Source organism: Streptomyces sp. NPDC104367 (assembly GCF_055583825.1).
In genome coordinates, this window is record NZ_JBVJND010000002.1 from 391,845 (window position 1) to 416,543 (window position 24,699).

Annotated in this window: 22 protein-coding genes, 1 pseudogene and 1 riboswitch; of the genes and pseudogenes, 11 read left to right on the forward strand and 12 right to left on the reverse strand. The window is 73.7% G+C overall.

Going from position 1 to position 24,699, the window contains the following annotated elements; translation table 11 throughout:
* Positions 1-2: 2 nt before the first annotated feature.
* From ACZ619_RS04610 to rsmH, 4 genes are all read right to left on the reverse strand, one after another.
* Positions 3-1,667 carry a UDP-N-acetylmuramoyl-L-alanyl-D-glutamate--2,6-diaminopimelate ligase gene (locus ACZ619_RS04610; RefSeq protein ID WP_469594038.1) on the reverse strand — a complete coding sequence of 555 codons (1,665 nt, stop codon included), beginning with the start codon at positions 1,665-1,667 and terminating at the stop codon, positions 3-5.
* Between the two features lie 114 nt (positions 1,668-1,781).
* Positions 1,782-3,755, reverse strand: coding sequence for a peptidoglycan D,D-transpeptidase FtsI family protein (locus tag ACZ619_RS04615; protein ID WP_469594041.1), 1,974 nt, complete (start codon positions 3,753-3,755; stop codon positions 1,782-1,784).
* A gap of 5 nt (positions 3,756-3,760) precedes the next feature.
* Positions 3,761-4,366 (reverse strand): cell division protein FtsL, encoded by a 606-nt coding sequence (ftsL, locus tag ACZ619_RS04620; RefSeq protein ID WP_469594044.1) that lies wholly within the window; start codon positions 4,364-4,366, stop codon positions 3,761-3,763.
* Positions 4,367-4,408: 42 nt separating this feature from the next.
* Complete coding sequence (rsmH, locus tag ACZ619_RS04625; RefSeq protein WP_469594047.1) at positions 4,409-5,365, reverse strand: 16S rRNA (cytosine(1402)-N(4))-methyltransferase RsmH; 957 nt, start codon at positions 5,363-5,365, stop codon at positions 4,409-4,411.
* 355 nt (positions 5,366-5,720) lie between these two features.
* Between rsmH and ACZ619_RS04630 the strand changes: the two genes are divergently transcribed.
* From ACZ619_RS04630 to ACZ619_RS04645, 4 genes are all read left to right on the forward strand, one after another.
* Positions 5,721-6,269, forward strand: coding sequence for a beta-class carbonic anhydrase (locus tag ACZ619_RS04630; RefSeq protein ID WP_469594049.1), 549 nt, complete (start codon positions 5,721-5,723; stop codon positions 6,267-6,269).
* Between the two features lie 704 nt (positions 6,270-6,973).
* Positions 6,974-8,014 carry an AAA family ATPase gene (locus ACZ619_RS04635; RefSeq protein WP_469594052.1) on the forward strand — a complete coding sequence of 347 codons (1,041 nt, stop codon included), beginning with the start codon at positions 6,974-6,976 and terminating at the stop codon, positions 8,012-8,014.
* Entirely contained in the window at positions 8,014-9,363 is a 1,350-nt protein-coding gene (locus ACZ619_RS04640) for a DUF58 domain-containing protein (RefSeq protein WP_469594054.1), read from the forward strand. The genes ACZ619_RS04635 and ACZ619_RS04640 overlap by 1 nt, the downstream gene beginning before the upstream one ends.
* Entirely contained in the window at positions 9,360-11,735 is a 2,376-nt protein-coding gene (locus ACZ619_RS04645) for a transglutaminase TgpA family protein (RefSeq protein WP_469594056.1), read from the forward strand. Before ACZ619_RS04640 ends, ACZ619_RS04645 begins: the two co-directional genes overlap by 4 nt.
* Before the next feature lie 119 nt (positions 11,736-11,854).
* Here the strand turns inward: ACZ619_RS04645 and ACZ619_RS04650 are convergent, their stop codons facing one another.
* The 3 genes from ACZ619_RS04650 to ACZ619_RS04660 form a co-directional block, all read right to left on the reverse strand.
* The gene (locus ACZ619_RS04650) at positions 11,855-12,244 is read right to left on the reverse strand and encodes a DUF3040 domain-containing protein (protein WP_469594059.1); all 390 of its coding nucleotides are present in this window, start codon (positions 12,242-12,244) and stop codon (positions 11,855-11,857) included.
* Positions 12,245-12,520: 276 nt separating this feature from the next.
* The gene (locus ACZ619_RS04655; RefSeq protein ID WP_469594062.1) at positions 12,521-13,291 is read right to left on the reverse strand and encodes a methyltransferase; all 771 of its coding nucleotides are present in this window, start codon (positions 13,289-13,291) and stop codon (positions 12,521-12,523) included.
* 129 nt (positions 13,292-13,420) lie between these two features.
* Positions 13,421-14,032 carry an SAV_6107 family HEPN domain-containing protein gene (locus ACZ619_RS04660; RefSeq protein WP_469594064.1) on the reverse strand — a complete coding sequence of 204 codons (612 nt, stop codon included), beginning with the start codon at positions 14,030-14,032 and terminating at the stop codon, positions 13,421-13,423.
* 180 nt (positions 14,033-14,212) lie between these two features.
* Here ACZ619_RS04660 and ACZ619_RS04665 point away from each other — a divergent pair.
* From ACZ619_RS04665 to ACZ619_RS04680, 4 genes and pseudogenes are all read left to right on the forward strand, one after another.
* A pseudogene (locus ACZ619_RS04665) lies at positions 14,213-14,407 on the forward strand (ATP-binding cassette domain-containing protein); the annotation flags it as partial.
* 117 nt (positions 14,408-14,524) lie between these two features.
* Positions 14,525-15,151, forward strand: coding sequence for a TetR/AcrR family transcriptional regulator (locus ACZ619_RS04670; protein ID WP_469594067.1), 627 nt, complete (start codon positions 14,525-14,527; stop codon positions 15,149-15,151).
* Positions 15,152-15,545: 394 nt separating this feature from the next.
* Positions 15,546-16,160, forward strand: a complete 615-nt coding sequence (locus ACZ619_RS04675; protein WP_469594069.1) for a DUF4126 domain-containing protein — start codon at positions 15,546-15,548, stop codon at positions 16,158-16,160.
* A 48-nt stretch (positions 16,161-16,208) separates the two neighbouring features.
* A complete protein-coding gene (locus tag ACZ619_RS04680; protein ID WP_469594071.1) occupies positions 16,209-17,717 on the forward strand; it encodes a phytoene desaturase family protein in 1,509 nt (502 codons plus the stop codon).
* A gap of 36 nt (positions 17,718-17,753) precedes the next feature.
* Here the strand turns inward: ACZ619_RS04680 and ACZ619_RS04685 are convergent, their stop codons facing one another.
* From ACZ619_RS04685 to ACZ619_RS04705, 5 genes are all read right to left on the reverse strand, one after another.
* A complete protein-coding gene (locus ACZ619_RS04685; protein WP_469594073.1) occupies positions 17,754-18,734 on the reverse strand; it encodes an SCO2102 family sporulation regulator in 981 nt (326 codons plus the stop codon).
* Positions 18,735-18,790: 56 nt separating this feature from the next.
* Positions 18,791-19,714: a methylenetetrahydrofolate reductase [NAD(P)H] gene (gene metF / locus ACZ619_RS04690; protein WP_469594076.1), complete on the reverse strand. Its 924-nt coding sequence runs from the start codon at positions 19,712-19,714 to the stop codon at positions 18,791-18,793.
* Between the two features lie 184 nt (positions 19,715-19,898).
* Positions 19,899-20,546: a thiamine phosphate synthase gene (gene thiE / locus ACZ619_RS04695; protein WP_469594078.1), complete on the reverse strand. Its 648-nt coding sequence runs from the start codon at positions 20,544-20,546 to the stop codon at positions 19,899-19,901.
* Between the two features lie 34 nt (positions 20,547-20,580).
* The gene (locus tag ACZ619_RS04700) at positions 20,581-20,946 is read right to left on the reverse strand and encodes an Rv2175c family DNA-binding protein (protein WP_469594080.1); all 366 of its coding nucleotides are present in this window, start codon (positions 20,944-20,946) and stop codon (positions 20,581-20,583) included.
* A gap of 91 nt (positions 20,947-21,037) precedes the next feature.
* Entirely contained in the window at positions 21,038-22,276 is a 1,239-nt protein-coding gene (locus tag ACZ619_RS04705) for an NAD(P)/FAD-dependent oxidoreductase (protein ID WP_469594082.1), read from the reverse strand.
* Between the two features lie 129 nt (positions 22,277-22,405).
* A riboswitch (TPP riboswitch) is annotated at positions 22,406-22,517 on the forward strand.
* Here ACZ619_RS04705 and thiO point away from each other — a divergent pair.
* The 3 genes from thiO (at position 22,515) to ACZ619_RS04720 (ending at position 24,676) form a co-directional block, all read left to right on the forward strand.
* Positions 22,515-23,675 (forward strand): glycine oxidase ThiO, encoded by a 1,161-nt coding sequence (thiO, locus tag ACZ619_RS04710; RefSeq protein WP_469594084.1) that lies wholly within the window; start codon positions 22,515-22,517, stop codon positions 23,673-23,675. Its footprint overlaps the riboswitch before it by 3 nt.
* Positions 23,672-23,878 carry a sulfur carrier protein ThiS gene (gene thiS, locus ACZ619_RS04715; protein ID WP_469594086.1) on the forward strand — a complete coding sequence of 69 codons (207 nt, stop codon included), beginning with the start codon at positions 23,672-23,674 and terminating at the stop codon, positions 23,876-23,878. Before thiO ends, thiS begins: the two co-directional genes overlap by 4 nt.
* A gap of 3 nt (positions 23,879-23,881) precedes the next feature.
* Complete coding sequence (locus ACZ619_RS04720) at positions 23,882-24,676, forward strand: thiazole synthase (RefSeq protein ID WP_469594088.1); 795 nt, start codon at positions 23,882-23,884, stop codon at positions 24,674-24,676.
* The last annotated feature ends 23 nt before the right edge of the window (positions 24,677-24,699 follow it).

The window sequence follows — 24,699 nt, forward strand, 5'->3', positions numbered from 1 at the left end:
GTTCATCCCTGGGTCTTCTGGATAGCTTCGCGAAGCACCTGGCGGTCGTCGAAGGGACGGACCACACCGGCGATGTCCTGGCCCTGCTCGTGGCCCTTGCCGGCCACCAGCACGGTGTCGCCGGGGTGCGCGCGGGCGACAGCGGCGGCGATCGCGGCGGCCCGGTCCTCGAAGAGGAGCACCTCGCCGCGCTCGTGGGCGGGCACCGAGGCCGCGCCCTCGAGCATGGCGGCGAGGATGGCGAGGGGGTCTTCGGAGCGGGGGTTGTCTGAGGTCAGTACGGCCGTGTCGGCGAGCCGGGCCGCGGCGGCTCCCATCGGGGCGCGTTTGGTCCTGTCGCGGTCGCCGCCGCAGCCGAGGACGATCAGCAGCCGGCCCTTGGTGACCTTGCGCAGGGCCCTGAGGACCGACTCGACGGCGTCCGTCTTGTGCGCGTAGTCGACGACCGCCAGGTAGGGCTGGCCGGCGTCCACGCGCTCCAGGCGGCCCGGGACGCCCGGGACGGCGGCGATGCCGTCGGCGGCGGTCTGCGGGTCGAGCCCGGCGGCGGCGAGGGCGACGATCGCGGCGAGGGTGTTCGCCACGTTGAAGGGGCCCGGCAGCGGCGACTTGGCGGCGACCTCGACGCCCTCGGGCCCGACGACGGTGAACGTCGAGTCCATCGGGCCGATGTGGACGTGGGCGGCACGCCAGTCGGCGTCCGGGTGGCCCTCGGCGGAGTAGGTGACGACCGGGACGGAGGCCTCCCGGGCGAGCCTGCGGCCGTACTCGTCGTCGATGTTGACCACCCCGCGTCTGCTGCGTTCCGGGGTGAACAACTGTGCCTTGGCCCGGTAGTAGTCCTCCATGTCGGAGTGGAACTCCATGTGTTCCGGGCTGAGGTTGGTGAAGACGGCGATGTCGAAGACGCAGCCGTCGACCCGGCCGAGGACCAGGGCGTGGCTGGAGACCTCCATGGCGACCGCCTCGACGCCGCGCTCGCGCATGACGGCGAACAGCGCCTGGAGGTCGGTGGCCTCGGGGGTGGTGCGCTCGGACTTGATGCGCTCCTCGCCGACGCGCATCTCGACGGTGCCGATCAGCCCGGTGGTGCGCGAGCCCTTGAGCCCGCCCTCGACCAGGTAGGCCGTGGTGGTCTTGCCGGAGGTGCCGGTGATGCCGATCTGGAGCAGGTCGCCGCCCGGACGGCCGTAGATGGTGGCCGCGAGTTCACCCATCCGCGCGCGCGGGTCGTCGACGACCAGGACCGGCAGGCCGGTCGCGGCGGCGCGCCCGGCGCCCGTCGGGTCGGTCAGCACGGCGACCGCGCCGAGGCCGGCGGCCTGGGCGACGAAGTCGGCGCCGTGCAGCCGGGCGCCCGGCAGGGCCGCGTACACGTCGCCGGGGCGGACCGCGCGCGAGTCGTGGGTGATGCCGGTGACCTCGACCGCGCGGTTCACGGTGTCCGGTTCGGCGGCACCCAGCTGACCGGCGAGTTCCGCGAGGGGTGTGGCGGAGACCTGAGCCGGCCTGGGCGGCCCCGGGTACGTCACGGAAGCGCCCTTCTGGGTGGTTTGGGACTGATCAGCGTGTGGCACGGCGGTGAGCGTACCGGGCGCACCCGCTCCGGAGCGAAGTGAGGGCTGTGGGGCCCTTTGGTTCCCGGGATCGGGGGTGATCGTTGTCACGAGCTCGTTCCTGGTGGTCTGTACGAAGCGCTGCGGCGCTGATCAGGACTGGTGTCGGGGCTGGTTCAGGGCTGGTTCGGGGACTGGTGGCGGGCCGGGTCCAGGGGCCGGCTGTCAGGGCTTGTAGTCGACGGGCAGCTTCGCCGCCTTGGCTCCGGTCGGCGGGATCTGGAGGGTCTTGAGGGCGAACTCCATCACCTGCTTGTAGATCGGGCCGCAGATCTGGCCACCGAAGTAGCTGCCGGTGGTGGCGTTCTGGATGGCGCAGTAGACGGTGACGCGCGGATTGTCCGCAGGTGCGAACCCGGCGAACGACGAGGTGTAGCCGCGGTACCTGCCGGTGGCCGGATCCACCCGGTTGGCGGTGCCGGTCTTGCCGGCCACGTTGTAGCCGGGGATGGCCGCCTTGGCGCCGGTGCCCTGTTCGTCGTCGACCACGGACTCCAGCATCTCGGCGAGGGTCTTGGCGGTCTTCTCGCTGACCACACGGGTCTTCTTGGGCTGTGCGGCCGGGGTGAATCGGCCGTCGGCGCCCTTGGTGCCGCGGACCAGGGTGGGTTCGACGCGGACCCCGCCGTTGGCGATCGTCGAGTAGACGGAGGCCGCCTGCATCGCGTTGATGGAGAAGCCCTGGCCGAAAGGAATCGTGTACTGCTGCGACGTCGACCACTTGGACGGCGAGGCCAGGATGCCCTGGGTCTCACCGGGGAAGCCGAGTCCCGTGGAGCTGCCGATGCCGAACTTGCGCAGGTACGAGTAGAGGACCTGGTTGGCCTGCTCCTGGGTCTTGCCGAGCTGGCCGGTGGCGAGGATGGTGCCGATGTTGCTGGACTTGGCGAGCACGCCGTTGAGCGTGAGGTACCAGGTGGCGTGGTCGACGTCGTCCTTGAAGGAGCGGTCGCCGCGGTGCAGCCGGTTGGGCACCACCACGCGGGTCAGCGGGGAGGCGACGTTCTCCTGGAGGACGGCGGCCATCGACATGACCTTGGCGGTGGAACCGGGCTCGTAGGCGTCCTGGAGGGCCGCGTTGCCCATGTCGGCGGAGCGGGCCGTCGACAGGTCGTTCGGGTCGAAGCCGGGCGAGTTGGCCATGGCCAGGATCTGACCGGTCTTGGTGTCCTGGACGATCACGTAGCCGCGGTCGGCCTTGGACTTCTTGACCTGCTCGGTGATGGCGTTCTGCGCGGCCCACTGGATGTCGCGGTCGATGGTCAGCTCGACGTCGGAGCCGGGCACCGCCGGGGTCTCGGTGGAGCCCGCGGTGGGCACCTCGCGGCCGCCGGACTGGGCGTAGCGGATCTTGCCGTCCTTGCCGGTCAGCTCCTTGTCGAGCTGCTGCTCGACGCCGCCGCCGCCCTTGCCCTCGGCGTTGACCCAGCCCAGTATCCCGGCGGCCAGGTCGCCGTTCGGGTACACGCGCTGGCTGCTGGGGTCGGCGAAGACGCCGGCCAGCACGTTGACGGTGTTGCGGTCGGTCGCGGCCTTGTTGACGAGGGCGGCCTTCAGGTCCTTGATCTGCTTCCAGACCTGCGGGGTCTGCCGGGCGGCGAGCCGCACGTAGCGCAGTTCCTTGTTCTTCGGCCGCAGCAGCTCGAGGAGGTCGGCCTGGTCCTTGCCGAGGATCGGGGCGAGCAGCGCGGCGGCCTGCTCGGGGCCGTCGTCCACCTTGAGCTGCTTGGCGGTGAACATCGTGGGGTCGGCGGTGATGTCGTACGCGTCCTCGCTGATCGCCAGCGCCACGCCGTTGCGGTCGGTGATCCCGCCGCGCTCGGCGGCCAGGGTGTGCACGACGTACCGGTTCAGCTCGGCCTTCGCCGCGTAGGCGCTGGCGTCGACGGCCTGGACCTGGAGCAGGCGCCCCACGAAGACCAGCATCACCAGGGTCAGGGCGAGGCCGACCATGCGCAGCCGGGGGCGGGGGCTGCCGAGCCGCAGCGGGCGCTGGGCAGGCGGCCGTGGCGCGCCAGGACGGCGGACCGGGCGGGAGCCGGGACCTGGCTGCCGCCGGACGGCGCCCCGGGGGTCCCGGGGGCGGGGCGGCTTGGCGGGGCCGGGCACGCGGCGGCGCGGCGGTTCCCTGTCGGACACTTCCGTCACCTGCCGGGGGTCGTCGCGGTCGGGGGCGTCGGGATCGGGGGCGGGGTGGTCACCGGTGCCGGGGCCAGGGCCGGGGCGGAGGCCGTGGCCGTCGTCACCGGCGCCGGGGCGGCGGCCGTCGGAGCCGGCGCCTCGGCGGACGGCGGCACCATGCCGGACGGCGGCACCGCGCCGGACTGCGTGCCGACGGCCTCCGGGGCGAGCGGCTGGGCGGTGCGCGCGGCGGGCTGGAGCAGGGCGGCCGGGCTCGGTACGCCCTTGACCGTGCCGTCCTGACCGAGGAAGGCCGGGTCGCCGCCGGGGACCATGCCGAGTTCACGGGCCCGGCGCTGGAGGGCGTCGGGGGCGGAGTAGGCGTCGATGTCCCGTTGCAGCGCCTGTTCCTCGTCGGTGAGGTTCTTCGTCCGCTTCTGCAGGTCGTCGAGTTTGAACGAGCCTTCGCTGAGAGCGGAGTTCAGCACCAGCAGGCCGATCAGACCGCCGCCGAGGAGCAGGACGACGAGCAGGACGAACGGGGTACGGGCGGCCTGGTTGGCGCGGCCGGGCGGAAAGAGCCGGGCGAGCCGGGCGGCCCGCCCCTTCAGCTCGGGTTTCCTACTCACGTGTCCTCCGGTGGGACCGGGGACCCCGCGTGCTCACGCCGCTCATTCAATGGACTCCCTGATGCGCTGGGCTCCCCGAAGACGCGCGGGCGCGGCCCGGCGGTTCTCGGCGACCTCTTCCTCGGTGGGAAGTTCGGCACCACGCGTGAGCAGCTTGAGCCGCGGCTGGTACTGCTCGGGCACGACCGGCAGTCCGGGCGGAGCGGTGGTGGCGGCACCGGCCGCGAACACCTGCTTCACCAGACGGTCTTCGAGCGAGTGGTACGACAGTACGGCGATCCGTCCGCCGACCGCGAGGGCCTGCACGGCGGCCGGGATCGCCCTTTCCAGCACGGACAGTTCGCCGTTGACCTCGATGCGCAGGGCCTGGAAGGTGCGCTTGGCGGGGTTGCCGCCGGTGCGCTTGGCGGCCTGCGGCAGCGCGTCCCGGATCAGCTCCACGAGCCGGGCACTGTTGCTGAACGGCTCCTTCTCGCGCTCCCGGACGACCGCCGAGACGATCCGCTTGGCCTGCTTCTCCTCGCCGTACGCGTAGAGGATGCGGACGAGTTCGCCGGCCGGGTAGGTGTTCAGGACCTCGGCGGCGCTGATGCCGGTCGTCTGGTCCATGCGCATGTCCAGGGGGGCGTCCTGGGCGTAGGCGAAGCCTCGGCCGGCCTCGTCCAGCTGCATGGAGGAGACGCCGAGGTCGAACAGCACGCCCTGCACGCGCGCGATGCCGAGACGTTCGAGGACGTCGGGGAGTTCGTCGTAGACGGCGTGCACCAGGGTGGCGCGCTCGCCGAAGGGGGCGAGCCGCTCGCCGGACAGGCGCAGCGCCTCCTTGTCGCGGTCCAGGGCGACCAGACGGGCCTCGGGGAAGCGGGTCAGCAGTGCCTCGCTGTGGCCGCCGAGGCCGAGGGTGCAGTCGACGACCACGCTTCCGGGCGCCTCCAGTGCGGGTGCCAGCAGATCCAGGCACCGCTGGAGCATCACCGGGACGTGTCGACTCTCGCTCAAGGGGGCCTCTCAGGTCCGCGCGGGGGATACGCACCGCCGGGTCCCCGCCCGCTCGGTACGCGCGCCGCGCACGTGGGGAGACGGTCCGGGCGCCGTGCCGGGTCTCCAGGGGATTTCACCAGCGGGGAGAGCCTCGCCTCCCGCTTCGCGCCACTTTAGTCCACCGTGTCGCGCGGTCAATCAACCGGCCTGCGCGTCGCGTACGGCTTCGCCGCCGGGGCGGCAATAGGAAAGGAATCACCCGTACGGACCCGGTTTGCCCTCCGTGTGGGTTAGCTCACAACAAGCCACGATGACGTTCTTTGTCCCCTCTCACAGGAGGCCGTGACCAGCAGTGACCAGTAACGTCGTCACCATGACGACTTCCGCAGCAGCTCCCACTGGATCCGAAGGCGCCATAACCACCGGCGGCACCGTGACGGATCGCCTGGTCGACGCCAACCGGACCTACGCCGGCGCCTTCACCGACCCCGGCATGGACGCCCGGCCCGTCCTGCACGTGGCCGTGGTGGCCTGCATGGACGCGCGTCTCGACCTGCACAAGGCGCTGGGCCTGCAGCTCGGCGACTGCCACACGATCCGCAACGCCGGCGGCGTGGTGACCGACGACGTGATCCGCTCGCTCACGATCAGCCAGCGCAAGCTCGGCACGCGCAGCATCGTCCTCATCCACCACACGGGCTGCGGCCTGGAGGCCCTCACCGAGGACTTCCGCACCGAGCTGGAGATGGAGGTGGGCCAGCGCCCGGCCTGGGCGGTGGAGTCCTTCCGCGACGTGGACCAGGACGTACGCCAGTCCATGCAGCGGGTGCGCACGTCCCCGTTCCTCCTCCACGCCGACGACGTCCGCGGCTTCGTCTTCGACGTCCGCACCGGCCTCCTGCGCGAGGTCGACCCGGCCTGACCCCGCCCGGCCCGGCGGACACTCCCGAGGTCAGGGGTCCGGCGCCGGGAGTTCCGAAGGCCCGGGCCGACGGGGGCGGGGCGGACGCGGTCCCCGACCGGGATCCGGTGATCCGGCACCGCCCCCGGCCGAGGAAGCCGTCCGGCCCCGAGCCGGCACCCGGCCCGGCGGACCGCCCAGGCCCAGACAGCCCCGGCTCCGACAGCCCCGCCCCTCCCGCCCGCGCCGAGGGACCGGGCCGTCACGGCCGAGGCGGCCCCCCTGCCCGGTCGGCACGGCCGCACCCGCCACGGCCGACGCGACCGGCTCGCCCCGACGCGCTCGGCCCTCCCCGACGCGCCCAGCTCCCCTCGGCGCGCTCGCCGGTCCCCTTTCCCGTCGCCCCGGCCGCCCCACTCCCCCTCCGCTCACCCCCTCCGGCCACCCCCTCCGGCCGGTCCCCTCGGACCGGCAAGCAGACCGGGCGACCCGGAACGGGGGTGGTGGAAGCTGTCTGTGGGCTGTCGAATAGGCGGCCGAATGCCCGTAAGGCCGACATAGTGCGGGCAGTTGTCCACAGGCGAGTGACACGAATCGGTAACGGCAGCAAGAATGCGGTGTGAGGCGTCGCGCGGAACCATCCACGCGTGGCGTCCGTGTTCGGGGTGGGCCGGTTACGCGAGACGGAGCGCCGGCCCGGGCAATAACGGGCCGAGGAGGGCCGGGTGACGACCTATGACGATCGAGCGAGCCTCACTGATCTGACCGCGACTGTGGAGCGGGTCCGCAGTTCGGTGGAGGGTGTGATCGAGGGCAAGCCCGAAGTCGTACGGCTTTCGCTGACCGTGCTGCTCGCCGAGGGGCATCTTCTGATCGAGGATGTCCCGGGCGTGGGCAAGACGATGCTGGCGAAGGCTCTGGCGCGGTCCATCGACTGCACGGTGCGGCGCATCCAGTTCACACCCGACCTGCTGCCGTCGGACATCACCGGCGTGTCCATCTGGGACCAGCAGCGCAGGGACTTCGAGTTCAAACCGGGCGCGATCTTCGCCCAGATCGTGATCGGCGACGAGATCAACCGCGCCTCGCCCAAGACCCAGTCCGCGCTGCTGGAGTCGATGGAGGAGCGGCAGGTCACCATCGACGGGCAGACCTACGAACTGCCCAGCCCGTTCATGGTGGTGGCCACCCAGAACCCGGTCGAGATGGAGGGCACCTACCCGCTCCCCGAGGCCCAGCGCGACCGCTTCATGGCCCGTGTCTCGGTCGGCTACCCCAGCGTGGAGGCCGAGTTGCAGATGCTCGACATCCACGGCGCGGTCAACCCCCTGGACGACCTCCAGCCGGTGGCCCACGCGCACGACATCGTGAAGCTGGTCGAGGCCGTGCGGGGCGTCCATGTCGCCGAGACCGTACGGCGGTACGCGGTGGACCTGGTCTCCGCCACCCGCAACCACCCCGACCTCAGACTCGGCGCCTCCCCGCGCGCGACACTGCACCTGCTGCGCGCGGCGAAGGCGTCCGCCGCCCTGAGCGGCAGGGAGTACGCGCTGCCGGACGACGTGCAGGCGCTCGCCGTGGCGGTACTGGCCCACCGCCTGCTGCCCACCGCCCAGGCCCAGCTCAACCGGCGCACCGCCGAGCAGGTCGTGCAGGAGATCCTCCAGCGCGTCCCGGTGCCCGCGGCCCCCCAGCAGCAGTCCGGTTTCGGCGGTCTGGGCCGGGGTGTGCCGGCGTATCCCCAGCAGCCCCCGCGGAGTCTGTGATGGGCGCCCCGGCGGAGGCCGACCGCGAGGAGTCGGGCGGTGTCCGCACGGCCCTGGCCGGGCTGACCACCCGCGGCCGTTCCTTCCTGGCGGCCGGCATCGCCGCGGTGGTCTGCGCGTACGTACTCGGCCAGGCCGATCTGCGTCCGGTCGGACTGCTGCTCGCCGTGCTGCCGCTGATCTGCGCGGCCGTGCTCTACCGCACCCGCTACCGGGTGGCCGGCAGCCGCCGGCTCTCCCCCTCGCGGGTGCCGGCCGCCGGGGAGGCCCGGGTCCATCTGCGGATGGACAACGTCTCGCGGCTGCCCACCGGCCTGCTGATGCTCCAGGACCGGGTGCCCTACGTCCTCGGCCCGCGCCCGCGGTTCGTCCTGGACCGGGTGGAGCCGGGCGGCCGCCGCGAGGTGTCCTACCGGGTCCGCTCCGACCTGCGCGGCCGCTATCCGCTGGGCCCGCTCCAGCTGCGCCTGACCGATCCGTTCGGCATGTGCGAACTGACCCGTTCCTTCTCGACGTTCGACACCCTGACCGTCATCCCGAAGACGGAGCCGCTGCCGCCGATCCGGCTCGGCGGCGAGGCCAAGGGGTACGGCGACGGGCGGCAGCGCTCGCTGGCCCTGGCCGGCGAGGACGACGTGATCCCGCGCGGCTACCGCTACGGCGACGACCTGCGCCGGGTGCACTGGCGCTCCACCGCCCGCTACGGCGAGCTGATGGTGCGCCGCGAGGAGCAGCCGCAGCGCGCCCGCTGCACGGTCCTGCTGGACACCCGGGGCCTCGCCTACGAGGGCGCGGGCCCCGACTCGGCGTTCGAGTGGGCGGTCTCCGGCACCGCCTCGGTCCTGGTCCACATGCTCGAACGCGGCTTCTCGGTGCGGCTGTTGACGGACACCGGCAGCTCGGTGCCCGGCGAGGGCTCCGACGGCTTCGCGGGGTCCGGCCAGGAGTCGGCGGACGCGGCCGGGCTGATGATGGACACCCTGGCCGTGATCGACCACTCGGACGGCACGGGCCTGTCCCGGGCGTACGACGTGCTGCGCGGCGGGAACGAGGGGCTGCTGGTGGCCTTCCTGGGCGACCTGGACGAGGAGCAGGCGGCGGTGGCCGCCAAGATGCGCCAGCGCAGCGGCGGTGCCGTGGCGTTCGTGCTGGACCCGGACACCTGGACCAGGGAGCCGAGCGACGTACCCGCCCCGGGCAACGCGCACGGGGAACGGCTGCGGATGCTGCGCGAGGCCGGCTGGACGGTGATGGGGGTGGAGCGCGGCGCCTCGCTCCCCGAGCTGTGGCGGCAGGCCGACCGGGAGCGCGCCGGGGTGGCCGCGGTGAGCGGGGAGGCACGGGCATGAGCGGCCGGGCCCGTCTCACCCTGTGCGCGGCGGCGGCGACGCTGATGGCGTCCTGCGCGCTGCTGCCCCTGGTCACCCCGATGACCTGGCTGTTCCAGGCGGCGTTCCTGGTGGCGGTGCAGACCGGTGTGGGCGCGGCGGCCCGCCGGGTGCCGCTGGCCCGGACGCTGACCGTGGCCGCGCAGGCGCTGGCCACGCTGCTGATGCTGACCCTGGTCTTCGCCCGGCAGTACGCGGTCCTCGGCCTGCTCCCCGGCCCGGACGTCTTCCGGCACTTCGCCGAGCTGCTCCAGCAGGGCTCCGAGGACGTCAGCCGGTACGCGATACCCGCTCCGCTGACCGACGGCATCCGGCTGATGGTGATCGGCGGGGTGCTGGTGGTCGGGCTGATCGTGGACACCCTCGCGGTGACCTTCCGCAACGCGGCCCCGGCCGGACTGCCGCTGCTCGCGCTGTACTCGGTGGCGGCGGGTCTGACGAACGACGATCCGATCGAGTGGCTGCTGTTCCTGATCGGGGCGACCGGCTATCTGATGCTGCTCCTCGCCGAGGGCCGGGACCGGCTCTCGCAGTGGGGGCGGGTGTTCGGCGGGGTGTCCCGTCCGGGCGGGCAGGAGGGTGGAGCGGCCCCGGCGCGCCACGGGGGCCGGATCGGCGTCGCCGTGCTCGGCATCGCCGTGCTGGTCCCGAACGTCATGCCCTCGATCCAGGGCGGTCTGCTGGGCCCCGCCGGCACCGGTGTCGGCGTGGGCGACGGAAGCGGCGGCACGATCTCCGCGGTCAACCCGCTGGTGTCGCTGCGGGACAGCCTCAACGTGGACGAGGACCGCCAGGTGCTGTCCCTGCGGACCAGCACCGACGACGTCTCCGACCTGTATCTGCGGATCGTCTCCCTGGACGACTTCGACGGCACCACCTGGAAGCCGGCCCAGCGGCACATCACCAGCGTGCCGGACAAGCTCCCGACCCCGGCCGGCCTGGGCTCCGACGTCAAGCGGACGACGGTCAGGACCACCGTCTCGGCCGCCGACTGGTACGCCCAGGACTGGCTTCCGATGCCGTACCCGCCGAGCGGGGTGAAGATCGCCGGGACCTGGCGCTACGAGCCGGTCGGGATGACCCTCGTCGGCGACCACGGGCAGAACACGCGCGGTGAGACCTACCAGGTCACCAGCCTGGACGTGCAGCCGACGGCGGACCAGCTGGCCGACGCCCCGGAGCCGTCGGCGGCCTTGGTGAAGGAGTACACCAAGGTGCCCTCCTCGCTGCCGTCGGTGGTGGCGAAGACGGCCAAGGAGATCACCGCGGGCTCGACCAGCCACTACGAGCAGGCGGTCAGGCTCCAGGACTACTTCGCCGTGACCGGCGGCTTCCAGTACGACACCGAGGTGCAGGTCGGCCGGGGCGAGGGCGCGATCGCGAACTTCCTGAAGCAGAAGCGCGGCTTCTGTGTGCACTTCTCCTTCGCGATGGCGGCGATGGCCCGCACGCTGGGCATCCCGGCCCGGGTGGCGGTGGGCTTCGCGCCCGGCACCCCGCAGGCGGACGGCACGGTCTCGGTGGGGCTGAAGGACGCGCACGCCTGGCCCGAGCTGTACTTCGAGGGCGTGGGCTGGACCCGCTTCGAGCCGACCCCGACCCGGGGTACGACGCCGTCCTACACGGTGTCGAACACGCCCGGCTCCTCCGTGCCGGACGAGGCCCTGCCGTCCAAGGGCACGTCGGCGGAGCCGTCGGTCTCGGCCTCGGCGAGCGAGAGCTGCACGGCCCAGCTGCGCAAGCTGGACGCCTGCGCGAGCCCGTCGGCGACCACCGCGGTGGCGGGCGGCGACAGCGGCTTGCCGTGGTGGCTGCGGTGGGTGCCCGTGGGACTCGTCGTGCCGGTACTGCCCCTGGCGCCGATGCTGTGGCGGCGGCTGCTGCGCAGGAGACGGCTCGGGGGCTACGCCCGTACTCCGGAGGGGCTGACCGCGCACACGCTCGCGGTCTGGCAGGAGCTGACCGACACCGCCTGGGACTTCGGCATCCTGCCGGACGATTCCCTGACCCCGCGCAACTCGGCCGCCCGGATCGTCCGGCTCGGGTCCCTCGACCCGGTCACGGAGGCCTCGGTGCACCGGGTGGCGGACGCGGTCGAACAGGTGCTGTACGCGCCGCGGCCACGGCCGACGGCGGGGCTCGCCGAGGACGTCCGCCGGGTGGTGACCGCACTGGGCGCCAGGGCCGGCGTCCCGGCCCGTCTCAGGGCGGTGCTCGTGCCGCGTTCGCTGGTGCGGGTGGTGTGGGCGGCCTCGGCCGGGTGGGCACGGCTGCGGGCCCGGCTGACGATGGCCCGGCCGGCCCCGCGCAAACCGTCGGAGCAGCGGAGCTGACGGCCGGCCCGGCCAACGGACCGGCCAACGGGCCGACGACCGGATCGACGGCCGGACCGACGGCCGAGGGGTGACCACCTGGTGGTGGTCACCCCTCGGTCCTGCTGGAGGTACGGGCGTCAGTGGCCCTGTTCGTCGCGGCGGCGCTGCCAGCGCTCCTCGATGCGGTCCATCATCGAGCGCTTCGGCCGGCCCTGGCGACGGGCCTGCGGCCCTCCCGCGGGCTGCTCGCCGGGCTTGGGGGCCTTGCGCCAGCCGGTGACCGCGAGCACCGCGCAGCCGAGCATGACGAGGAAGCCCACGACACTGACCCAGATCTGCTGTGCGACCATTCCGGCCATGAGGAGCGCGATACCCACGAGGAATCCGGCGACCGCCTGGTAGACCCGTCGCCGGGTGAACGTCCGCAGCCCGTTTCCCTCAAGCGCTGTCGCGAACTTGGGGTCTTCGGCGTACAGCGCTCGCTCCATCTGCTCAAGCATTCGCTGCTCGTGCTCCGAGAGCGGCACGGCGTCCTCCTCATCGTGCAGTCGCCGGGGCGACCCGGGGGGTCCCTTCAGGATAGGCAGGGAATCGCCCCCGTGAAACCCGCCCCTCTAGGCCAATTGGCCAACCGGAACCCGCCACGGCGATCCCGGCTCGCTGAGGCTTCCATTCCCCAGTGGCCGACCCGTCATGCCGGGTGGTCTCCCTCGATCATACGGCGCAAACCCCTCGATCGGGGGGCCTGTGGCGTACTCCATCCGCTGTCGAGCCCCTGATCAGGGGCTCGACACAGGAGGCCCTCAGACCTCCGCGGCACCCGGTGTCTCACCGAGCACGTGCAGCTGGGTGGCGACGGAGTGGAAGGCCGGCAGCTCGGCCGCGGCGGCCTCCAGCCTGAGCAGGGCGTCGAGGGCGCCGGGCTCGGTGTCCACCAGGACGCCGGGGACCAGGTCGGCGAAGACCCGCACGCCGTGCACGGCGGCCACGGTGAGGCCGGCACCCTCGACCAGGCCGGTGAGCTGCTCGGTGGTGAAGCGGCGCGGCACGGGGTCGCCGCTGCCCCAGCGGCCGTCGGGGTCCTCCAGGGCCTGCTTGGCCTCCTTGAAGTGGCCGGCGAGGGCCCGGGCGACCACGGCCCCGCCGAGCCCGGCGGCGAGCAGGCTGAGGACGCCCTCGGAGCGCAGCGCGGCCACCGCGTTGGCCACGCCCTCGGCCGGGTCGTCGACGTACTCCAGGACGCCGTGGCACAGCACCGCGTCGTGGCCGCCGCGCTCGACCACGTCGAACAGGCCGTGGACGTCGCCCTGGACGCCCTTGACCCGGTCGGCGACGCCGGCCTCGGCGGCGCGGCGCTCCAGTGCGAACAGCGCGTTCGGGCTGGGGTCGACGACGGTGACGCGGTGGCCGAGGCGGGCGAGGGGGACGGCGAAGTTGCCGCTGCCGCCGCCGGTGTCGAGGACGTCCAGCGCGTTCCGGCCGGTGGCCTTGACCCGGCGGTCGAGGGCGTCCTGGAGGACCTCCCAGACCACGGCGGTGCGGAGAGAGGCGCGGGGTCGAGTGGGGTCCGGCACGGCAGTTGACTCCTCGGCGCGGCACCGCCTGTTGCCCGGCGGCGCGAACTCGGTGCCTCCCCGGCCCGCTGCGGGAGAAGGGGAGGCTTCAGGCGCTCTCCACCCTATTGCCTCCGGTGCCTCGCCTGGTCATCCCGCTCGGCCGGCCGTCCCGCCGGGCGGTGTCCGCCGTCCCGGCCGTCCCGCGTCGGGCAGCCCTCTTCCCGGGGTGGCGTCCGGCTGTTCCCCTTCCTGGCGGCGGGGCTGCGGCAGCACCGGCTGGAGGACGAGCATCCGCTCGACGATGCGCAGGAACATCGCGACGTCGCGTATGAGGTCGTCGGCGTCGCGGCGGGTGGCGGCGCCCTGGATGCCCGCCTCGGCGCGGGCCCGGCGGGCGGCGCCGGAGGCGAACAGGGCGCTCCACTCCGTCAGCTCGGGGGTGACCTCGGGGAGCACCTCCCAGGCGCTGCGGATGCGGGCCCGGCGCCGGGGCGAGGTCTCGGGGCGGGCCCGGGCCGCGAGCACGGCGGCGGCGGTCCGCAGGGCGGCCAGGTGGGCGGTCGCGTAGCGCTCGTTCGGGGTGGCGAGCCGCTCGGCCTCGTCGAGGGCGGCACGGGCCTGGGTGAGCAGGTCGAGGGCGGCGGGCGGAGCCGTGGCCCGGCGGAGCACGGGGTGCACGTCGCTCGCCGGGCCGGTCAGTGAGGGGGCAGGGCCGGTGGCGCGGCGCCCGTGGGCGGCGGCCGCTGAGGAGTTGGCCATGACGAACCTCCTGTCGTCTGGGTGACGGCTCCCTTACCCGGGGTGCCGTATGTGCCCATCGTGCGGTATGCCACTGACAATCCGTTCTGACCTGGGCTTTCGCTTCGCTCGAAGGTTCGGGCCGGTTTTCACGCTGCCCGGTCGGTTCAAAGACGGGGCGGATCTGGAAGAGGGGGGAAGGTGCACGGCGTACCGGTCACTGCCGAGCGCCTCGGGCTGAGAGGCCCGCGCGGCTGGGCGTTGCGGGGGATCTCCCTGGACGCCGGGCCCGGCCCGCTGCTCGCGGTCGAGGGGCCCTCCGGCTCCGGCCGCTCCTGTCTGCTGCTCGCGCTCACCGGCCGGATGAAGGTCACCAAGGACACCGCGTGCGTCGGCCCGGCGCCGCCAGGTGTGGACGCTGGACCGGCCGCATCCTGAGCTGAGCCTGTGAGGACGGCCATGACCTCCCCTGCGGTGCCCGCCGGGCCCGCCGTTCCTGTGAGAATCGGGACCATGGAAAGCAGCAGCACCACGGGCGGCAGCACTCGGCGTGAGGCCACCCGGCAGAAGCTCTACGAGGCCGCCGTCACGCTCATCGCCGAGCAGGGCTTCTCCGCCACCACGGTGGACGAGATCGCCGAACGGGCCGGGGTCGCGAAGGGCACCGTCTACTACAACTTCGCGAGCAAGTCGGTCCTCTTCGAGGAGTTGCTGCGGCACGGCGTCGGCCTCCTCAGCGCCTCCCTGAAGGAGGCTGCCGAGCGGACCGCGCGGGAGGGCGGCAGCCGGGTCGACGCGCTGGACGCGATGGTCCGCGCGGGCCTCGTCTTCATCGACCGCTACCCGGCCTTCACCCAGCTCTACGTGGCCGAGCTGTGGCGCACCAACCGGGCCTGGCAGTCCACCCTGACGGTGGTCAGGCAGCAGGCCGTGGCGGTCGTCGAGGGCGTGCTGCGCGAGGGCGTGGCGAACGGCGAGTTCAGCGAGGAGATCGACGTCCAGCTGACGGCGGCCGCGCTGGTCGGCATGGTGCTGGTGGCCGCGCTGGACTGGAAGTCCTTCCAGCCGGAGCGCTCCCTGGACGACGTCCACGCGGCCCTGTCCCGGCTGTTGCAGGGCCGGGTGAGCGGGAAGGGCTGAACCGCCGGGCACGGCACGCGCGCGTGGGCGCACGAAGGCGCCGGTCCCCGGTGGCCGCGTCCCCCGCGGACCGCCGTCGGACCGGCGCCTTCCGTGCTCCCCCGTGCCCCCGTGCTCCCCCCGGTTTCCCGTGGTTCCCCCGGGTCTCCTCTCCCCCGTGTCTCGCTTCCGCCGACGCGAATCGGCGGAAGGAGCGGTCGAGGGCGCCGGCCCGTTTCCGCCGCCCCGTGTCGGCGGTACCGGACCCCGCGCCCCTTCCCGTGTCTCCACTCTCTCGTCCCCGCAGGTGGCGCCCCATCCGCGCAGGTACTCAACTCGGGCCCTGGGTATCCGTACTCAGATCTGCGCACGCGGCCCCAGGACGCGCGGTCGGCGACTGGCTACGATCGCGTCCGTGTCGGTACTCCCCTTGGTCTTCACCAGCGGCTGGGCCAGCGGAATCAACGCGTACGCGGTGGTGCTGCTGCTCGGCCTGTTCGGCGCGACGGGCCTGAGCGACGAGGTCCCCGCGACGCTCCAGCGCCCCGAGGTCCTGATCGTCGCGGGCGTGCTGTTCCTGTGCGAGGCGGTCGCCGACAAGATCCCGTACGTCGACTCGGTCTGGGACTCCGTGCACACGGTGGTCCGGCCGGTGGCGGGCGCCTGGGTCGGGGCGCTGCTCGCCGGGCACAGCGGCTCCCTGTCGGACGTGGTCGCCGGGCTGGTCGGCGGTTCCACCGCGCTGGCCAGCCACACCGTCAAGGCCGGGACCCGGATGGCCGTCAACACCTCCCCGGAGCCGTTCAGCAACATCGCGCTGAGCCTGGCGGAGGATCTCGGGGTCGCCGGGATCGTGACGTTCGCGGTGTTCCACCCGCTGCCGGCGGCGGTCATCGCGGCGGTGCTGCTGGCCGGCGGCCTGATCGTGCTGGTGTTCCTGGTCTCCCGGATCCGGCGGTTCCGGCGCCGCCGGGCCCAGCGCCGGGAGGAGCGCCGGCTGGCGGCGCGCACGGGCGGGCCACCCGGCTGAGCGGACCGCCCGGCGGGACTGTCGGTGGCGGTCGATAAAGTCGCGGGCATGGGACGGATTGCGGTGATCGGCGCCGGCATGGGCGCCATGGCGGCGGCCGCCCGGCTGGCCGTCGCGGGCCACCGGGTGACGGTGTACGAGCGCACGGAGACGTACGGCGGCGCGGTGCGCCGCTTCGAGCGCGACGGGTTCGCCTTCGACACCGGCCCGGGGCTGCTGCCGCTGCCCGCCGTCTACCGCGACCTGTTCGTCAAGACCGGCAAGGAGCCGCTGGAGGACCGGGTCGGACTGGTCCAGGTGGACCCGTCGTCCCGGCACGTCTTCGCGGACGGCACGGAGGTGTCGCTGCCGAACGCGTCCCGCGCGGGCGTCGTCGCCGCGCTGGACGAGGCTCTCGGCGCGGGCGCCGGGCAGCGCTGGGGCGACTTCCTGGTGCGGGCCCGGGAGGCCTGGGACCGCACCCGGCGTCCGCTCCTGGAGGAGCCGCTGTGGCCGGACTGGCAGGTGCTGGCCGAGCGGGAGCCGTACCCGTCGGTGCCGCACAGGAGGCTGCTGCGCACCCGCCGGGCGAGCACCCTGGCCGAGGTCGGCGCCTGGGAGCTGCGGGACCCGCGGCTGGCCCAGCTGCTGGACGGCCACGCGCTCGGTCACGGCCTCGATCCCGGGACCGCCCCGGCGAGCGCGGCCGTGCTGCCGTACATGGAGCACGCCTTCGGCGCCTGGTACGTGCGCGGCGGCCTGCGGGAGCTGGCGCGCGCGGTGTACGAGCGGTGTCTGCAGCGGCGGGTCGCGTTCGTCTTCGGCGCCGAGGTCACCGCGGTGGTGGAGAAGGACGGCCGGGCGGCGGGTCTCGAACTGGCCGACGGGACGGTGGCGGAGGCGGACTTCGTCGTCGGCACGGGACCGCGGCGGCTGGCCGGGCTGGTCGCGGGCCGGGAGCTGTACGGCGAGCGGGAGGTGCGCCCCGGGCCCGAGGACCGCTTCCCGGGCCGGGTGGTGGTGTGCCTGGCGCTGCGCGGGGCGCGGGAGCCGGGCGCCGTGCACCGCACGGTGGTGCACGCGGCCGACGGCGAGGGCGACCTGGACCTGTTCCGGCACGGGGTGCTGCCCGGTCTGCCGACGGTCGTCGTGGACCGGCCGGACGACCCGGCGCTGCGGCCGGACACGGAGCACGAGGCGGTGGTGATGACGGCGACGGTGCCCTCGGCGACGGAGTACGACTGGGCCGCGCCGGGGGCCGCCGCCGCCTTCGCGGACCGGATGGCGGCCGCCGCCGAACGTGCCGTGCCGGGGCTGCGCGAGCGGCTGCTCTGGCGTGAGGTGCGCACTCCCCTGGACACCGAGCGGGAGACGGGCGCGGCCGGCGGTGCGGTGCCGCCACCCGCGCTGGCCGCCGCGGAGGGGCTGCTGCACCCGTCCAACAGCACGGCGCTGCCTGGCCTGTTCGCCGCCGGAGGCTGGTCGCACCCCGGCGGCGGGCTTCCGCACGCGGGGATGTCGGGGGCGCTGGTGGCCGGACTGATCGTGGAGGGACCGGAGTTCCGCGGTTCCCAGTGACCGGCGGCCGGGAGGGGGGCCGCCGCGCCCGGTGGTTCAGTACCGGTACTGCTGCTCGTCGTACCCGGTGCCCTGCTGGCCCTGCTGCTGGCCGTCGCCCTGGTAGGGGTACTGCTGCTGCTCGCCGCCGTAGGTCTCGTCGGCGCGCTGCTGCGGGACCCAGACACCGCCGGCCGGGGTCTCGCCGTAGCCGCCGGTGCCGTACTGGTCCTGGGTGTAGCCCTGCTGGCCGTACTGCTGGGTGCCGTAGGCCGACTGGTCGTAGCCGCTGCCGTCGTAGTTCTGGGCGCCGATGTACGGGTCGGAGTAATTGGCGTACTGCTGCTGGCCGTTGGCGTCGTAGCCGTACTGCTGCTGGCCGTAGCCGGAGTAGTCGTAGGCGTAGTTCTGGTCGCCGCCCTGCCCGGTGTACGACTGGTCCTGGGCGGCGTTGGCGTAGGCGGGGTCGCCGGTGGCGCCGTAGCCGTTGCCGTTGCCGTCGCGGTAGACGCCGTAGGAGCCGGTGTCGTCGGGCATCGGCTGCGGTTCGTAGACCGTCGTGGACTCGGCGGCGGACGGCTCGCCGGGCCGGGCGCCGGCCGGGCTGAAGACGTCGTCGCGGTCGAAGTCCTCGTCGCCGTAGCCGGGCGTGCCGCCCGTGATGTAGGCCGCCCGCTGGCCGGTGTAGGCGGCGTCGGACGTGTCGTCGGCCTCCTGGCCGAGGTCCTCGTCGGGCTCGCCGCGGCGGCGCCCGATCAGGCCGCCCTCGTCACCGTCCGTGCCCGGACGCTTGACCGCCCAGCCGGCCTCGAAGCCGCGGCGGAACGACAGCGTGACGTAGGTCTGGCCGACGGCGAAGGCGATCGCGCCCACGCCGATGACGATCACCTGCGAGATCAGCACACCGGAGACGACCCCGAGGAAGCCCGCGAAGGCGAGCAGCCGCCAGCGCAGCCGCGCCTTGTACTGCAGCAGTACCTCGCCGAGCAACCACAGCGCGACGATGCCGAACGCCGCGTAGAGGACCGTCCAGCCCATGTACGCCCCTCTCCCAGTGACCGCTACGCAGTGTGTCGTACTCCGGTGCGGCCGGTCTAGGCCCGCGGGGGATGGTGCAGGCCCAGGTTCTCGTAGATTTCCAGCGTCGCCGTGGAGTTGTTGAGCGTGATGAAGTGCAGTCCTGGCACTCCTTCGGCCAGCAGCCGCGCGCAGAACTCCGTGGCGAATTCGATGCCAATGGAGCGTACCGCCGCCGGATCGTCTTTCGCTGTGAGGATCCGCTCTTTCAGGGCGTCCGGGAAGACGGCGTTGCTGAGTTTGGGCAGCCGTTCCAGCATCTTCACACTGGTGACGGGCAGAATTTCCGGGATGACCGGGGTCTCGCAGCCGGCCGCGGCGACCGAGTCGCGCAGGTGGAGGTAGGACTCGGGCCGGAAGAACATCTGCGTGACGGCGTAGTCGGCGCCCGCGCGGCACTTGTCCACGAAGTGCCGGACGTCACTGTCCCAGTCGCCGGAGCGCGGATGCATCTCCGGGAAGGCGGCGACGCCCACGCAGAAGTCGCCCGACTCCTTGATGAGCCGGACCAGTTCGGCCGCGTAGGTCAGGCCCTGGGGGTGCGCCACCCAGTCGCCCATCGGGTCGCCGGGCGGGTCGCCGCGCACCGCGAGCATGTTGCGGATCCCGGCGTCCGCGTACTGGCCGATGATGTTGCGCAGTTCGGCCACGGAGTGGTCGACGGCGGTGAGGTGCGCGACCGGGGTGAGCGTGGTGTCGGCGACGATCTGCTCGGTCTCCTTGACCGTGCCCGCGCGGGTGGAACCGCCGGCGCCGTAGGTCACGGAGACGAAGTCCGGGGCGACCGCCTCGACGCGCCGCAGCGCGCTCCACAGGTTCCGCTCGCCCTTGGGGGTCTTCGGCGCCGAGAACTCGAACGAGTACGTGGTCTTGCCGGTCGCGAGCATGTCACGCACGGTGCGTGCGCGATCAGTCCTGGTGGATGCGGTTCCGAGGGCCATACTGGCAGGTTAGTCAGGGCCGGGTCCGCACCCAACCGGACTCGGGAAATTTGCCGGAATTGTCGACATCCCGTCCGGATGCTGGACAGGTTCGCGGACAGTCCCGCCGCCCGGACCGCCCCGCAGCCCGCGCAGCCCCGGCGCCCGGACCGCCCCGCAGCCCGCGCAGCCCGCGCAGCCCCGGCTACGCCGAGCGCAGCCGCTTCGCGAACTCCGCCGCCGCCGCGCCCGGGTCGTCGGCCTCGGTGAGCGCGCGGACGACGACCACCCGGCGGGCACCGGCCTCCAGCACCTGGTCGAGGTTGCCGAGGTCGATGCCGCCGATGGCGAACCAGGGGCGGTCGGTGCCGAGGGCGGCGGTGGACCGCACCAGGTCGAGGCCGGGGGCGTGGCGGCCGGGCTTGGTGGGGGTGGGCCAGCAGGGGCCGGTGCAGAAGTAGTCGACGCCCTCCTGGACGGCGGCCGCGGCGGCCTCCGCCCCGGCGTGCGTGGAGCGGCCGATCAGCACGTCCGGGCCGAGGATCGCGCGGGCCGCCGGGACCGGCAGGTCGCCCTGGCCGAGGTGGAGCACGTCGGCGCCGGCCGCGTGGGCCACGTCCGCGCGGTCGTTGACCGCGAGCAGCCTGCCGTGCCGGGCGCAGGCGTCGGCGAGGACGGCGAGGTGCTCCAGCTCCTCGCCGGCCTCCATGCCCTTGTCGCGCAACTGAACGATGTCGACACCGCCGGCCAGGACCGCGTCCAGGAACTCGGCGAGGTCGCCCCGCTGCCTGCGCGCGTCCGTGCAGAGGTAGAGACGCGCGTCGGCGAGTCGGGCGCGGGCGGTGTCGGTCATCGAAGGGTCCCCCGTGGTGTCGGTACTGGCTGCCTCAGACGGCGAGCGCCTGGGCGCGGCGCTTCACCTCCGTGCCGCGATTCTCGCGGAGCGCCTGCGCGGGGGTGCCGGGCAGGGTCTCGTCGGGGGTGAAGAGCCACTCCAGCATCTCTTCGTCGCTGAAGCCGTCGTCCCGCAGGAGCGTCAGGGTTCCGGACAGGCCCTTGACGACCTTGTCCCCGTCGATGAACTCGGCGGGCACGTGCAGGGCACGGTTCTCGCCACGGCGTACGGCGATGAGCTGGCCCTCCTTGACCAGCTGCCGCACACGCGTCACCTCGATGTCGAGCATCTCTGCGATGTCGGGGAGGTTGAGCCATGCGGGGACGAGAGCATCGATGTTTGCGTCAATCTCGGTCACGGGGTCAAGGGTAGGCGGTTTGTCGGTCCGGGCGCGATGGGTGGTCGTCCGGATGCGGCGCCGTGGGTCCGCCGCGCGGTGCGCCGCGGCCCTAGCGGGGTGCCTCGGTGGCGTCCTTCAGGGGGCGGGCCGGGTCCGCCAGTGCCTCGGCGTCCAGGTGGCGCCCGGCCTCGATCAGGCGTCGCCCCTGGGCCAGGTCGCGTGGGCGGCCCACCGCCAGCAGGGCCGCCAGATGCCCCTCACGCAGCCAGCAGACACTCCACGCAGGTCCCGTCGGGTCACCGCGCCAGATCATGCGGTCGGCCCCGGCGTGGTGGCCGGCGTACTGCACGAAGCGGCCGAACTGCTCGGACCAGAAGTAGGGCACCGGGTCGTAGACCACGTCGGACTCGCCGAGGATGTCGGCGGCGACCGCGCGCGGGCCCTGGAGGGCGTTGTCCCAGTGGTGGACCAGGAGCCGTTCGCCGTAGCGGGCGGACGGGAAGGAGGCGCAGTCGCCGACCGCGTACACGTCGGGCGCGCCGGTGCGCAGGCGGTCGTCGGCGAGCACGTCGCCGTGCGCGCCCAGCGCGATGCCCGAGCCGGTCAGCCAGGCGGTGGCGGGCCGGGCGCCGATGCCGACCACGACGGCGCCCGCGGGCACCCGCGAGCCGTCGTCGAGCAGCACCGCGCCGGGCTCGACCCGGGCCACGCGCGCGTGCGTGCGCAGGTGCGCGCCGCTGTCCGTGTACCAGGCGGTCATCGGCGCGGCGACCTCGGCCGGGAGCGCCCCGGCGAGCGGGCGGTCGGCGGCCTCCACGACGGTCACCGCGCAGCCGGCCTCGCGGGCGGCGGTGGTGAACTCGGCGCCGATCCAGCCCGCGCCGACGACCACGACGTCGTGCTGCCGGGCGAGCACGGGCCGCAGCCGCTCCGCGTCGTCGAGGGTGCGCAGCAGATGGACGCCGGGCACCCCCTCGGTGCCGGGCAGGGTGACCGGCTCGGCGCCGGTCGCGAGCACCAGGACGTCGTAGGGCACCGGTCCGGCGCCGGTGTCCAGCTCGTGGTCGGCGGGGCGCACGCCCAGCGCCTCGCGGCCGAGGGCCAGTTCGATGCCGAGCGCCTCGAAGTCGACCTCGAAGGCGGAGCCCTCGGCCTTGCCGAGCAGCACGGCCTTGGAGAGCGGCGGCCGGTCGTAGGGCTGGTGCGGCTCGGCGCCGATCAGGGTCAGGGGACCGGTGAAGCCCCGTTCGCGCAGGGCCACGGCGGTCTGCACCCCGGCCATGCCCGCGCCCACGACGACCACGCGCCGCGTCTGTGACGTGCTCCGTCGCTGCGTCTGCCCGCTCACCTGATCACCATGGACAAGAACGATAGACACCTGACGAGGAGTCGGTCAGGGGGCGTGCCGAGTGACCTCTTGCACAGCCCGGGCGCGGGCCGTCTTACGAGGGCGCGGGCGTGCGGGCTAGGGTGGCGGACAAGCACACGCGGGAGCCCGGACGCACCGGGCTGAGAGGGAGGCTGGCGGCCTCCGACCGTACGAACCTGATCCGGGTCATGCCGGCGAAGGGAGGGGCTGGACGCCCATGTCCTCACGTACGTCCGACGTCCTCGTCATCGGGGGCGGGATCATCGGCCTGGTCACGGCCTGGCGGGCCGCGCAGCGCGGGCTCGCCACCGCCGTGGTCGACCCCGAGCCCGGCGGCGGGGCGGCGCGGGTCGCGGCCGGCATGCTGGCCGCGGTCACCGAACTCCACTACGGCGAGCAGACCCTGCTCGGGCTGAACCTCGCCTCCGCCCGCCGCTATCCCGGCTTCGTCGCCGAGCTGACCGAGCTGACCGGTCACGACCTCGGCTACCGGCGGTGCGGCACCCTCGCGGTCGCCCTCGACGCCGACGACCGCGCCCATCTGCGGGACCTGCACGCCCTCCAGCGGGAGTCCGGGCTGGACTCCGAGTGGCTGTCCGGGCGGGAGTGCCGGCGGCTGGAGCCGATGCTCGCGCCGGGGGTGCGCGGCGGGCTGCGGGTGGACGGCGACCACCAGATCGACCCGCGGCGGCTGGCGGGGGCGCTGGTGGCTGCGTGCGAGCGGGCCGGGGTGGTGTTCCACCGGACCTGGGCGGAGCGGCTGCGGGTGTCCGGGGCGCGGGCGGCCGGTGTGCTCACCCGCGCGGGTGAGCGGCTGGACGCCGGGCAGGTGGTGCTCGCCGCCGGCAGCCTGAGCGGACGGCTCGCGGGCGTGCCCGCCGACGTGCTGCCGCCGGTGCGGCCGGTGAAGGGGCAGGTGCTGCGGCTGGCGGTGCCCGAGCGGTACGGGCCGTTCCTGAGCCGGACGGTCCGGGCCGTGGTGCGCGGCGGCAACGTCTACCTGGTGCCCCGGGAGAACGGCGAGCTGGTGGTCGGCGCGACGAGCGAGGAACTCGGCTGGGACACGACGGTCACCGCGGGCGGGGTGTACGAGCTGCTGCGCGACGCGCACGAGCTGGTCCCCGGGATCACCGAGCTGCCGCTGACCGAGACCCGGGCCGGACTGCGCCCCGGCTCCCCCGACAACGCGCCGCTGCTGGGGCCGACCCGGCTCGACGGGCTGCTGCTGGCCACCGGGCACTACCGCAACGGGGTGCTGCTCACGCCGGTCACCGGGGACGTGATGGCGGAGCTGCTGACCGGCGGGGAGCTGCCGGGCGAGGCCCGTCCGTTCACGCCGGGGCGGTTCGGCGACGAACTCGTGGAGCAGGGCGCATGACCGTCACCATCTCCGTCAACGGTGAGCGCCGGGACATCGCGCCGGGCACCGCCCTCGACACGCTCGTGCGGTCCCTGACGGCCGCGTCCTCCGGGGTGGCGGCGGCGGTCAACGAGACCGTCGTACCGCGCGGGCAGTGGCCGACGACGGGGCTCCGCGAGGGCGACCGCGTGGAAGTACTGACCGCAGTCCAGGGAGGCTGAGCCATGGCCGACGATCCTTTCGTCCTCGGGGGTACGACGTTCTCCTCGCGGCTGATCATGGGGACCGGGGGCGCGCCGAGTCTCGGGGTGCTGGAGCGGGCCCTGGTCGCGTCCGGGACCGAACTGACGACGGTCGCGATGCGGCGGGTGGATCCGGGGGTACGGGGGTCCGTGCTGTCGGTGCTGGAGCGGCTGGGCATCCGGGTGCTGCCGAACACGGCGGGCTGCTACACCGCCGGGGAGGCCGTGCTGACGGCCCGGCTGGCCCGGGAGGCGCTCGGGACGTCCCTGGTGAAGCTGGAGGTCATCGCCGACGAGCGGACGCTGCTGCCGGACCCGGTCGAGCTGCTGGACGCGGCGGAGACGCTGGTCGACGACGGGTTCACGGTGCTGCCGTACACGAACGACGATCCGGTGCTGGCCCGGAAGCTGGAGGACGTGGGGTGCGCGGCGGTGATGCCGCTGGGGTCGCCGATCGGGTCGGGGCTCGGGATCCGCAACCCGCACAACTTCGAGCTGATCGTCGAGCGGGCGCGGGTGCCGGTGATCCTGGACGCGGGGGCCGGTACGGCGTCCGACGTGGCGCTGGCGATGGAGCTGGGATGTGCGGGGGTGATGCTGGCGTCGGCGGTGACGCGGGCGCGGGATCCCGAGCGGATGGCCTGCGCCATGCGGGCCGGGGTGGAGGCGGGGCGGTGGGCCAGGCTGGCCGGCCGCATCCCCCGCAGGCACTTCGCCGAGGCGTCGTCCCCCACGGAGGGCATGCCGACCCTCCACCCCGAACACCCGGCCTTCTGACCCACCCGTCCCGCCCGCGGCCG